Origin of the sequence: Chamaesiphon sp. (assembly GCF_041737865.1) — a bacterium.
In the GTDB taxonomy this organism is placed as follows: domain Bacteria; phylum Cyanobacteriota; class Cyanobacteriia; order Cyanobacteriales; family Chamaesiphonaceae; genus Chamaesiphon.
The window spans coordinates 1-11,454 of sequence record NZ_JBGSQZ010000171.1; the positions used below are offsets into that span (position 1 = coordinate 1).

Annotated in this window: 13 protein-coding genes; 11 read left to right on the forward strand and 2 right to left on the reverse strand. The window is 45.0% G+C overall.

The annotated features are described in order from the left end of the window. The 4 genes from ACEW9J_RS12975 to cas12k all read left to right on the forward strand — a co-directional run. Window positions 1-237 (forward strand): transposase (locus ACEW9J_RS12975; RefSeq protein WP_373545537.1); only part of this gene is annotated, 237 nt, incomplete at its 5' end. Further along, complete coding sequence (locus tag ACEW9J_RS12980; protein WP_373545538.1) at window positions 206-406, forward strand: transposase; 201 nt, start codon at window positions 206-208, stop codon at window positions 404-406. The genes ACEW9J_RS12975 and ACEW9J_RS12980, both read left to right, overlap by 32 nt. A 67-nt stretch (window positions 407-473) precedes the next feature. After that, window positions 474-866: a hypothetical protein gene (locus ACEW9J_RS12985; RefSeq protein ID WP_373545539.1), complete on the forward strand. Its 393-nt coding sequence runs from the start codon at window positions 474-476 to the stop codon at window positions 864-866. Continuing rightward, window positions 838-1,668, forward strand: coding sequence for a type V CRISPR-associated protein Cas12k (cas12k, locus tag ACEW9J_RS12990; protein ID WP_373545540.1), 831 nt, complete (start codon window positions 838-840; stop codon window positions 1,666-1,668). The genes ACEW9J_RS12985 and cas12k overlap by 29 nt, the downstream gene beginning before the upstream one ends. Window positions 1,669-1,885: 217 nt before the next feature. Here cas12k and ACEW9J_RS12995 read toward each other — a convergent pair whose 3' ends face one another. Beyond that, the gene (locus ACEW9J_RS12995) at window positions 1,886-2,605 is read right to left on the reverse strand and encodes a phosphoadenylyl-sulfate reductase (protein ID WP_373545541.1); all 720 of its coding nucleotides are present in this window, start codon (window positions 2,603-2,605) and stop codon (window positions 1,886-1,888) included. Window positions 2,606-2,848: 243 nt separating this feature from the next. Beyond that, window positions 2,849-3,394: a phycobiliprotein lyase gene (locus tag ACEW9J_RS13000; RefSeq protein ID WP_373545542.1), complete on the reverse strand. Its 546-nt coding sequence runs from the start codon at window positions 3,392-3,394 to the stop codon at window positions 2,849-2,851. 342 nt (window positions 3,395-3,736) lie between these two features. Between ACEW9J_RS13000 and ACEW9J_RS13005 the strand changes: the two genes are divergently transcribed. The 7 genes from ACEW9J_RS13005 (at window position 3,737) to xth (ending at window position 11,351) form a co-directional block, all read left to right on the forward strand. After that, a complete protein-coding gene (locus tag ACEW9J_RS13005; protein WP_373545543.1) occupies window positions 3,737-5,005 on the forward strand; it encodes a serine hydrolase in 1,269 nt (422 codons plus the stop codon). 353 nt (window positions 5,006-5,358) lie between these two features. Further along, window positions 5,359-5,901: a GNAT family acetyltransferase gene (locus ACEW9J_RS13010; protein ID WP_373545544.1), complete on the forward strand. Its 543-nt coding sequence runs from the start codon at window positions 5,359-5,361 to the stop codon at window positions 5,899-5,901. Between the two features lie 116 nt (window positions 5,902-6,017). After that, entirely contained in the window at window positions 6,018-7,943 is a 1,926-nt protein-coding gene (locus tag ACEW9J_RS13015; RefSeq protein WP_373545545.1) for a PAS domain-containing sensor histidine kinase, read from the forward strand. Window positions 7,944-8,154: 211 nt separating this feature from the next. Further along, entirely contained in the window at window positions 8,155-9,603 is a 1,449-nt protein-coding gene (locus ACEW9J_RS13020; protein ID WP_373545546.1) for a response regulator, read from the forward strand. 150 nt (window positions 9,604-9,753) lie between these two features. Next, window positions 9,754-10,008, forward strand: coding sequence for a (2Fe-2S) ferredoxin domain-containing protein (locus ACEW9J_RS13025; protein ID WP_373545547.1), 255 nt, complete (start codon window positions 9,754-9,756; stop codon window positions 10,006-10,008). Window positions 10,009-10,087: 79 nt separating this feature from the next. Next, entirely contained in the window at window positions 10,088-10,435 is a 348-nt protein-coding gene (locus ACEW9J_RS13030; protein WP_373545548.1) for a DUF952 domain-containing protein, read from the forward strand. A gap of 124 nt (window positions 10,436-10,559) precedes the next feature. Next, window positions 10,560-11,351, forward strand: coding sequence for an exodeoxyribonuclease III (gene xth, locus ACEW9J_RS13035; protein WP_373545549.1), 792 nt, complete (start codon window positions 10,560-10,562; stop codon window positions 11,349-11,351). Window positions 11,352-11,454: the final 103 nt, after the last annotated feature.

An 11,454-nucleotide genomic window follows, 5' to 3' on the forward strand; every position in this document is an offset into this window, starting at 1 on the left:
GGATTAAAGGGGCTGCAAAATAAAATATTGCTACTTAAAAATAATGAGGATTTGAATGAGTTAGAGAGAACTGAATTACAAGACTTATTTCAGAACTCAGTTGGATTAGAAATTGCTTATTGTTTTAAAGAAGAATTAAGGCAGATATATGAAAGTAATTTGACAGTTAAAGCTGGATTTAGAAAAATGAAGAAATGGTTATCACATGCGCGGATGTTTTTTTTCGAGTATAGCTGATACACTGGAGAAACATTTGCCGGAGATTGCTAATTATTTCTTAAATAGAACTACGAGTGGTGTCACCGAAGGTATTAATACTAGAATTAAGTTAATTCTCCACCAAAGTTACGGTTTTGCTAGTTTCAAATCGATGAGAAAAAAACTGTTGGCTTGCTTATTCAAATAATCTCCGCTCCGCTCCGATCATTTGAATAAGTTTAAATTATCACCCTAAGTACAGGAGAGCCGATCTGATGTCTAAGCTATTCGATGCTTACGATGATACCAAAGACACCTTGAGCAAATGCGCGATTTCCTACCTGCTCAAGAATGACTGCAAAGTTTCGGAAATAGAAGAAGATCCAGATGGATTTGCCCACCGCATCGAGCGTAAACGGGAACAGATCGAGCAACTTGAGGCAAAACTGAATGCTCGATTACCCAAAGGTCGAGATTTAAAAGGGGAAGAGTTTTTCAAGATCTTGGAAATTGCTACGCACCAAATTTCCGAGAACGTTATTCAGGCGCGGGAATGGGATGCAAAAATACTAACTCGACCCGCATCTCTGCCATATCCGATTATCTATGGGAGTCCTGAAGAAGTCCGTCATTACAGCCATGCTGATTTGGACACAAGGCGAGGGTAAAGGTGAGCCTTGGAATGCTAACCGTCTTGCCCTCCACTGCGCTTACGATACTCGCTTAATGACCGTAGAGGGAACCGCCCTCGTTCAACAGGAGAAATCCGATAAAGCTCTTAAAAACCTAGAGGGTGAAAAGCCCGATCCTCGCAACCGAGCGAAGCTAGATCGACTGAAAAATTTGCCCGATCGACCCAGCAAACAGCCTTATCAAGGCAATCCTGAAATTTTAGTTGGACTCAGTATCGGATTAGCTAATCCCGTAACAGTAGCAGTTGTCAATGTCAGAACAGGAGATGTATTGACCTATCGTACTCCCAAAACATTATTGGGCGATCGCTACCGTCTTCTGAATCGTCACCGTACTAAACAGCAGCAAAATATTTTACAACGCCACAAGAACCAAAAACGTGGAATTTCTTATCAGCCATCAGAATCAGAGCTTGGAGAATATGTAGACCGTCTATTGGCCAATGAGATTGTTAAACTAGCGAAGCAATATCGAGCAGATAGCATCGTAATTCCCAATCTGACACATCTGAGAGAAGTACTCGCTAGTGAGATTACTGCTAGGGCAAAACAGAAATGTCCTGGCTCTGTTGAAGCTCAAAACAAATATGCTAAAGAGTTCCGTATGAGAATCTCCCGCTGGAGCTACAACAGACTTATAGAAGCTATCCGTTCTAAAGCTCGGCAACTCGGTATCACAATTGAGTCAGGATTTCAGCCAGTCAGAGCTAGTCCTCAAGAACGAGCGAAAGATGTGGCGATCGGGACTTATCACTCTCGACGAAATTCTGCTGAATGATCTTGACATTCACTGCATTTGTACCTAGATAATGTAATATATAAATTAATTGCGCCGCAGTTCAAGCTTTCTGAGCCGCTGAACTGTGAAAAATGTGGGTCAGTTTAAGATTGTCATTGGCGATCCTGCTTTCCGATCCTAGTAGCTATCCGCTTGTTGACTACACTAATCTGCGAATAGCGACATTTAATGTGCGAATGTACAACAAGCCTAAAGCCTACTTATGTAATCCACATTCTTTTTGCGTGGCTTCTTCCCACCACCAACGCCCTTCGCGTTCGTGTTGTTGGGGGAGCGTGGGTTTGGTACATGGTTCGCAACCGATACTGATAAAACCGCGCTCGTGGAGAGAGTTGTAGGGTACTTCGAGGGCGCGAATATAATTCCAGACATCCGCAGACGACCAATTTGCCAAGGGGTTAAACTTGACTAACGGATGTTCGGGTGTTGAGAAAGCTCCATCGGCTTGAATAACTGGGACAGCCGCACGAGTGGAAGGACTTTGATCCTTGCGTTGTCCGGTAATCCAGGCATCGAGGGTCGCTAATTTGCGCCGTAGGGGAGCAACTTTCCGCACACCGCAACATTCTTGGTGTCCATCTTCATAAAAGCTAAATAAACCCTTAGCCTTGACGAGAGCTTCGACTGGAGCCGCCTCTGGATAGACGACATCGATCGCGATATTGTAGTGTTTTCTGACTCGATCGATGAACTGATAAGTTTCAGGATGGAGACGACCTGTATCCAGACTAAAGACTTTGACATTGGGGTTCATCTTGTACGCCATGTCAATCAAAACTACATCCTCAGCCCCACTGAAGGAAATGGAAATATTATCGAATAGGCTCAATGCTCGCTTGATAATTTCCTGAGGTCTCTGCTGGCTCAGTTCTGCATCGAGGGTAGAAAAATCCAGTTCTGTAGTCGTCTGGGTCATGGTTGTCTGCTCTTGAAAAATTAAGGATCGCGCTTATCGCATGACGATATTTTACAAGAGAAGTGTAGGGCGGGGAAAGTCTGTCGCTGTCGGGCGGGTGTAGTTAGTATGCCATCGCTCCGAATACATCAAGACTAGTAAAAGCGTAGATCGTAGGGTACCCACAAGGGGCACCCCTACAGGTTAATTGTGTAGGGGTACCCATTAAGCGGCGTTTTTGTACTGTGCGAGATGTGAGTAAGTCTATACTCTAATGCGTTTTTCTAGATATTGACCGATCGTTACTTGTTCGCCAGCCCGAGAGATAATTGTTTGACGAGTGCGGTATTTTTCACCGACTAATTTGATTTCTTCTTCAAATACCGAATTTTGATATTCGGTTTTCAGACACATGGTATCGGGATGGGGAAAGTGATAAATAGCCGTAATCGGTTTAGGTGTGGCAAAACCGCGATCGCGATATAAGATATTTCCTAAAGCTCCAAATAACGTACTTCCTTTTGAAGCTTTTTTTCCCGTCACGGAGTCTTTACTATCCCACTCAATTTTGCTCCCGCAGGTTAGAGCTAGAGCATCCAAGCCATGTAAGCCTGCTAATTCTTGTAATTCCAGACAGCCTGGTGCTAGAAACTCGATCGCAATCTCGCTGACGACCTCTTGAGTAGCTCCATCGGGGAGAGTATAGTAACGTCGTTCGGATAACCAGTTACCAGCCGAACTGCGAAAAAATTTGGCAACGAGTAATTCTTCAGTGGTGGATGTAGCTGGATCTTGCAAGCTTCTAGTCATGGGTGTCCTCACACGATTGGATACACAGATTGGGGTTGGGATTTACAACCCGCAATAGTTCTTAATATAACGAAAATGTCGATCGGCTGACTATATCGATCGATACAGATATTTTATCGATTGGCTTTAAATCTACTTCCAATCTAGGTTAGAGGAATTTTAGATCGATTACTTACGGTACGCGATCTGGACAAATCAATTGACGGGAGCAACCGAATAATGTTAATCATCATCTGGGTGAAGACAAGAACCGTACTAGTTAGCCGCCCCTATTTGCGTAGCGGCGCATTTAGCTACTGATTTTTAAAAACCAAAATTGCTCTACCATTGCATTCTTACACTATGAAATTAAGTTGGCTCCTCACCGGACTGATTAGCAGCGCGTGTCTACTATTAGCAGCACCAGCCCAGGCAAGCAAATTCACTGGTTGGGAATTTGACGCTAGTCGCAATCAATTAAACTTTGGTACCGATAATGGAGTCCAGCCCAAAGCAACATTGCTCGATGGCCCCTGCCGTCTGATTGTCGATCTTCCAGGTACGAAAATGACCGCAGCCACCATTCGCAAGCAATTTGGGGCGGCGGTGCGAGAAGTGCGAATTGCCCAAGCAGACGCTAAGAGCACGCGATTGGTGATGGAACTCGCTCCTGGTTATAGTGTCAGCCCGCAGAATATTATCATTCGCAGCGATTTACCGTCCCGCTGGTCGATTAAATTGAGATCGATAAATCGTGGTGTTGCGACAGCTACCACAGGCAGAGTCCAACCCGTGCCCATCAGTCCGATTATCTTTGCTGGAGTCGTACCCATCGGACAGGAAATGCTCGCGCTCAAGAGCCAAATTCAGACCTTAGCGGCGAAGTATGATTACCTCTCCCCAGGGATGTTTTTCATGGAAGTGGAGACGGGGAATTATTTGGATATCAATGGCGAAAAGAGTTTTCCGGCGGCAAGTACGATCAAATTGCCGATTTTGATGGCTTTGTTTCAAGCTGTTGACGCTGGAAAAGTACGGATGAATGAAACGCTCACCGTTAGGCGCGATTTGATTACGGGTGGTTCGGGCGAACTCCAAAATAAGCCTGGAGCAAAATTGAGTGTGTTGCAGACAGCTACGAAGATGATCGCCATTAGCGATAATACTGGGACGAATATGATTATTGACAGGTTGGGCGGGAGAGCCGTGCTCAATCGTCAGTTCAAAAATTGGGGACTGCGGAAAACAGTAATTAACCGTCTACTCGGAGATTTTAAAGGGATAAATACAACTAGTCCCGCAGATTTGGTGAGATTATCTGCGCTACTTGCCAAGCGTCAATTAATCACTGAAGCTAGCCGCAGTAAAGTTTTGGATATTCTCAATCAAACTGAGAATCGGAAACTACTACCAGCAGGTTTGGGGAAAGGTGCCGCTATTGCTCACAAGACGGGGACATTAGGGCGACTGATTGGGGATGCGGGAATTATTATCGAAATGCCGAATGGAAAACTCTATTTGGCAGGTATTTTTGTCAAGCGGTCTTTTAACGATCTGCGTGCCCGAGATTTTGTCCAGGCTGTATCGCGATTGACGTATAAATATATTAACGATCGACAAGCTAGGCTTTAGGTTTTAGGTGTAGGGTGTGTTAGCGAAGCGTAACGCACCAGCTAGTTGTATAGCGATCCTAAATCAGATCCCTAGTCAAATACTGGTGCGTTACGGCTTGAGCATAACACACCCTACATCAACTACAGGTGAATTGTGTAGGGGTGCCCCTTGTGGGTACCCTTAGAGGGTGTTTGAAAAGTTTTATTTGTTACAATCGCAGGCTGTCAATCCCCCTAAATCCCCCTTAAAAAGGGGGACTTTGACTCTTGCTCCCCCTTTTTAAGGGGGCTGGGGGGATTAATTTATACTTTTCAAACACCCTCTTAGATCTGTGCGGTTACTCACAAATTTTTATTACATAATCAATCGAAATGTTCCCAATTATTAGAACCGCAATCGAGTCCGATTTTGATGGTATCCTCACTCTTCAGTCTCGGAATCTTTACACGAATCTATCACTAACAGAATTAGCTGGTGGATTTGTGACGACTCCTTTTACACCCGATTTGCTCGGACAACTGCTCGCTCAAGATGGTGTATTTATAGCGGAAAGCGAGTGTGAAATAGTCGGATATTTACTTGCAGGTGATTGGAAATTTTATGCTCAGTGGGAAATCTTTAGACTGATGATTTCTCGATTACCTGAGTTGAAATTTCAAGATCGGGAACTGAGTGTCGATCGAACATTTCAGCATGGGCCAATTTGTATAGATGTAGCCATGCGTGGAAGTAGCATTTTTCCGCAGTTGTTCGAGTTGATGAGATCGAGTTTTGCCCCGAAGTTTCCGATCGGGGTGACTTTTATTAATAAGTTAAATCAGCGATCGTTTGAGGCGCATACGCGGAAACTCGATCTAGAAATTATTGATGAGTTTGAATTTAATAATAATTCTTTTATACTTTGGCTTTTTTGACTGGGACTGGAATTGATAGTGGCGATCGAGCGACGATAACAGGGCATATTAAGTGAGCAACCAATACTTTGACAGTATCTAGGGGATGCTGTCGAAATAATTAGACAAGATCGCATATGACTATCGACAGCTTTATCTTTTATCTCTGTGGCTATCGTACAATCGCAGAACTAAATCTGGCGATCGAATTTAGCCAAGCGATCGAATGGTACGATCGAGCTATTGCTGAAGCCAAAACTAATCAATGCCTCGAACAAGAAGCGATCGCCAACGAATGCGCGGCGAAATTTTGCCGAGAATGGAGTCAAGAAAAAATCGCCGCCACTTACATGCAGGCGGCTGACGATTGCTACGCGCAAGCGTGTGCGATCGATCGCGATCGAGTAGCCCAGACAGCGGTAAATATCCCACTCAAGCAGAGCCATTTGGAGATACTCCTCAAAGATCGTCAAGCAATGGAAATCGCCTTGCGGGAGTCGGAGGAGCGTTATTGTCAAATGGTGTCGAATGTCCCAGGGACGCTCTATCAATTTGAGCTGAGTGCTGACGGTACTTACAAACTCAACTATCTCAGTGCCAGATTTGCCGAACTGTTTGAAATTTCGCCAGCAGCAGCTCTAGCAGATGTTTCGATCTTGTTCGATCGAGTATTGCCAGAAGATCGAGCGGGGTTCGAGCGATCGCTCCAAGCTAGTGCTGGTAGAGCGGGAGCTTGGGTGTGGGAAGGTAGGATCTCGACATCTTCAGCCATCAAATGGATTCGGGGGGAATCTCGACCGATCCTAGCAGACAATGGGGCGATCGTTTGGGATGGAATTCTTATGGATATTACCAAGCGCAAACAGACAGAAATCGCCCTGCGTCAGTCAGAACAACGGTATCAAAAGTTAGCTGACAATATTCCTGGCGTTATCTATCAGTTTCGATTGGCACCAGACGGTAGCAATACTTATCTTTATATGAGTTCCGGCTGTTTTGAGCTATTTCACCTCACAAGTGAGGCGTTGATGGCTGACTCCACCTGTCTGCTCGATCTGATTCATCCTGACGATCTCCCAAAACTTCACCGCGTCATAGCTGAATCTGCCCAAAATATGACTCCGAAACTATGGGAAGGGAGGGCGATCCTGAGTTCTGGGGAGATAAAATGGGTCAAATCAGCCTCTCGTCCAGAACTTCAACCCGATGGCGCGATCGTTTGGGATGGTGTATTACTAGATATCACCGATCGCAAACAAGTCGAAACCGAGCTGCATCAAACCAATCATCGCTTGGAGCTAACTAATACCGAACTCCAACGGGCAACCCGCCTCAAGGACGAGTTTCTGGCAAATATGAGTCACGAACTCCGCACCCCTTTGAATGCGATTTTGGGGATGTCCGAAGCATTGCAGGAAGAACTATTTGGTGCCCTCAACTCTAGCCAACTTAATGCGATCGCGACTATCGAACAAAGCGGACAGCATTTACTATCACTCATCAATGATATCCTCGATGTTTCCAAAATTTCCGCAGGTAAACTAGAGCTGAATATTACAGAAGTTTCCCTCACCGAACTGTGTCGATCGAGCTTAATATTAGTCAAGCAACAGGCAATCGATCGACAGATTTACATCGATACTCATTTACCCAGCGATCTCGATCGGATTGTAGTTGATGAACGCCGGATGCGTCAGGTATTAATCAACCTCCTCAATAATGCGGTCAAATTTACCGCCAAGGGAGGGCTAGTCACACTATCGGTGCGGTTGAAACCGCTGGAAGTGGACGGAAGACAGGGTGATTGGCTGTGTTTTTCAGTCACTGACACAGGGATTGGGATCGATAGTGCGGATCGATCCAAACTCTTTCAACCCTTTATCCAACTCGATAGTAGCCTCAATCGCAAATACCCAGGTACTGGCTTAGGGTTAGTGCTCGTCAAGCAAATTGTGGAACTCCACGGCGGTGATGTGACGCTCGATAGCCAAGTCGGAGTCGGGAGTTGCTTTACTGTCACACTCCCTCAACCGGATCTTACTCCCTTCCCACCCAAGAAATAGACAGCGCAGTTCACCATCCACCATTCACTGTCTTGAAAAGGTGCTCTACTTGGGGAGACCCCAAGTAGAGCACCTTTTCGCCATCCACCATCCACCATCCACCATCCACCATTCAACTCACACCGAGCGATCTAGCTCACAATGAATCAGCACATAATCTGGGTATACTTAATAAGTAGTAAGCCAGAAGCATCGACTTGAGTTTTTACCCATGAATTGTGACGATGGAGATGATTTGGTAAAAGCGGAACGAGCAAAAGCTTTGGAACTATATGCAGCACAGATCGACAAACTCGATCGAGATATTGTTGCGGCACAAGCAACCCGCTCCCTGGTAGCAGAAGCCACCGCTAATGAAGCTGCGGCTCAATTTTACCTAGAATGGGGTAAAGAAAAAATCGCCGCCGTCTATCTGCAAGATGCTTACGATCTCTATACTAAATCGGGAGCGACCACTAAAATAGCTAGTCTCGATCGACGCCATCCACAATTACTCCAGCACCGCTCCCAAACTGAGTGGGATAACTACTTCACTGATGAATTCATCGCCACCCTCAGTCATGAATTTCGCAACCCCCTCAATGGCATCTTGGGCATGTCAGAAGCATTATTAGAAGAAGTCTTCGGTGTCATGAACGAACGACAATTGAATGCAATTACGACGATCGATCGTAGTGGCGGGTATTTACTCGCATTGATTAACAACATGACAGATCTGTCGAAAATTCAAGTGGGTAAGCTAGAACTAGAGATTACCAATGTTTCGGTGCTGGAACTTTGTCAATATAGTTCTACCTTTGTCAAACACCATGCCATTGGCAAACAAATTCAACTAGATCTCGATGTTTCAGCTCATGTTGGGCAGATCCTCGTCGATCTCCACCGGATGCGTCAAGTATTAATCAACCTGCTCAATCATGCGATCGATTCTACACCCGTTGGCGGTAGAGTAAAATTGGTAGCTACTAGGGAAGCCCAGACTAATGCAGAGGCTACCGCATCGATCCAGTTTGCGATTATCGATACCAGCAAACAGACATCCACGACTCAAGATGATAAATTCTCTCAGTCTACCTTCCCCACTGACAACCACCGCGTCGGTTTAGGTTTGATGCTCGTCAGCCCGATCGTCGAACTGCATGGTGGTGTGCTCAGTTGTCAGACTATAATTGGTCAAGGTAGCTATACTCAGGTATCCTTGCCGGAGACATGTTTAGTCCCAGCCGATGCGATCGATGGTGGCTGCTCTGATTATCTTGCTTCCATCTCAACAACTATTGTCGAAGAAGTCCTCACACCCCCACTGATCCTGATTGTTGAAGACAACGAACTAAACATCAACACGATCTCTAGCTATCTCACAGTAAAAGGCTACCGCCCCATTGTCGCAGGTGACGGACAATCAGCGATCGAACTTACCCAAAAGCACCATCCCGACTTGATTTTGATGGATATTCAAATGCCTGGAATGGACGGATTAGAAGCCATCTCCCGCATCCGTCAAGATCCGCAACTCGCAGAGATTCCCATCATTGCACTCACTGCTCTAGCGATGGAAGGAGATCGAGACAAATGCTTGAGCGCGGGAGCCAATGACTATCTCACCAAACCAGTCAAACTCAAGCAACTCAATCAGACTATTCAGCAATGGTTGAATTAGTTGACAGTTATTTACTCCCGTACCTGTGTCAAATTAGACATCTAGCGTAGGGGGTGAATGGTGAATGGTGAATGGTGGATGGCTTGCACTGAGCGAAGCCGAAGTGTGAATGGTGAATCATTATGTCTAATTTGACAGTGGGAAGGGAGTATGCCGGAATCAATTTGCATTCTGATTTGTCAAAACCGCACCTGTAAGAAGCAAGGTGCGGCTGAAGTATTTGCAGCTTTCCGCGCACTTGCTCCGCCGGAAATCGCCTATGAAGGTTGCGGCTGTCTGGGAAACTGTGGGAATGGGCCGATGGTATTAGTTTTACCAGCAAGAATATGGTATTATCGCGTTCATCCTCAAGATGTACCGACAATTTTGACGGCGATCGAGCAAGACTCGATCGAATTAGATTAATCATCGATGATTAATATCTAAATAGCTCTTTAATCTGCTTTGAAAAACAGCCTCAATTATCATAATTATTAGATAATTTATGAATACAATCTTACATATTACTCAAAACGATCGATGGACAAAAGCCAAAAATCTGGAAACTTATCGAAGTGAGACATTAGACTCTGAAGGATTTATTCACTGTTCGACAGTAGCCCAAGTAATCGGATCGGCAAATCGATTTTTTAAGCAACAGCAAGATTTAGTAATCCTGGTAATCGCTATCGATCGAGTCACGTCCGAAATTCGGTATGAAGGCGCAGATTCAACTAATTTATTTCCACATATTTATGGCGAACTAAACATCGATGCAGTTATCCAATCGATCGATCTCGAAGCCGATCTAGATGGTTCTTTCATCTTACCAAAAGAGTTAATTAGTGGATAGTGGATGGTGGATGGTGGATAGTTAAAACTCATATTCAACTTTTAATCCCTCACCATTCACCATTCACACTTCGGCTACGCTCAGTGCAAGCCATCCACCATCCACCATCCACCATCCATCAAAAATGCAAATTGCTACTTGGAATGTCAACTCGATTCGGACGCGACTAGACATCATCACTAATTGGTTGCAACAGCATCCCGTCGATGTGCTGTGTCTGCAAGAAATTAAAGTCACAGATGAGCAATTTCCTCTGGCTGCGATCGAAGCTTGTGGTTATCATGCCTATATCTCTGGACAGAAATCATACAATGGTGTCGCGATGTTTAGCAAGCAGCCATTGACTAATATCAGTATTGGATTTGAGGGTAGATTAGCCCCAGAATTAGTCGGTGATTTGGACGAACAAAAGCGGGTGATTACCGGGAATCTCGATGGTGTTCAGATCGTCAATCTCTATGTGCCGAATGGGAATCTATCTGGTAGCGATAAATACGCCTACAAGCTGCGATGGTTGGAGTTATTGGGTAAGTATTTAAAAACCACAATTGAGTCTGGTCAACAGTCGATTTGCGTCTGTGGAGACTTTAATATCGCCCTCGAAGATATCGATATTCATAGTAAAACTACTACAAAAGATCGGGTCATGGCAACTCTCCCCGAACGGGAATTACTGCGTAAATCTGTACTCGATTTGGGCTTCCAAGATAGCTTCCGAAAATTCACACCTGAAGGGGGACATTTTAGTTGGTGGGATTATCGGCAACAGGGATTTGAACGCAATCGCGGTTGGCGGATCGATCATCTTTATCTTACACCCGATTTATTCGATCGAGCCACTAGTTGTACGATCGATATCGAGCCACGTAAACTAGTTCAACCCAGCGATCATGCACCTGTAATTGTTGAATTTTAAAGTAAATTCTCTCCTCGGAGGCTACCTTACATAACCTGAGTTCGGGATAAGAGGTGCCTGGAGACTGGAAGTCTCGGCTCATGATGCAAAGTCCGCCTTCGCG

Coding starts and splice junctions, on each gene's coding strand:
- ACEW9J_RS12980 (WP_373545538.1), top strand. CDS start 206: ATGCGCGGATGTTTTTTTTCGAGTATAGCTGATACACTGGAGAAACAT.
- ACEW9J_RS12985 (WP_373545539.1), top strand. CDS start 474: ATGTCTAAGCTATTCGATGCTTACGATGATACCAAAGACACCTTGAGC.
- cas12k (WP_373545540.1), top strand. CDS start 838: ATGCTGATTTGGACACAAGGCGAGGGTAAAGGTGAGCCTTGGAATGCT.
- ACEW9J_RS12995 (WP_373545541.1), bottom strand. CDS start 2,605: ATGACCCAGACGACTACAGAACTGGATTTTTCTACCCTCGATGCAGAA.
- ACEW9J_RS13000 (WP_373545542.1), bottom strand. CDS start 3,394: ATGACTAGAAGCTTGCAAGATCCAGCTACATCCACCACTGAAGAATTA.
- ACEW9J_RS13005 (WP_373545543.1), top strand. CDS start 3,737: ATGAAATTAAGTTGGCTCCTCACCGGACTGATTAGCAGCGCGTGTCTA.
- ACEW9J_RS13010 (WP_373545544.1), top strand. CDS start 5,359: ATGTTCCCAATTATTAGAACCGCAATCGAGTCCGATTTTGATGGTATC.
- ACEW9J_RS13015 (WP_373545545.1), top strand. CDS start 6,018: ATGACTATCGACAGCTTTATCTTTTATCTCTGTGGCTATCGTACAATC.
- ACEW9J_RS13020 (WP_373545546.1), top strand. CDS start 8,155: ATGAATTGTGACGATGGAGATGATTTGGTAAAAGCGGAACGAGCAAAA.
- ACEW9J_RS13025 (WP_373545547.1), top strand. CDS start 9,754: ATGCCGGAATCAATTTGCATTCTGATTTGTCAAAACCGCACCTGTAAG.
- ACEW9J_RS13030 (WP_373545548.1), top strand. CDS start 10,088: ATGAATACAATCTTACATATTACTCAAAACGATCGATGGACAAAAGCC.
- xth (WP_373545549.1), top strand. CDS start 10,560: ATGCAAATTGCTACTTGGAATGTCAACTCGATTCGGACGCGACTAGAC.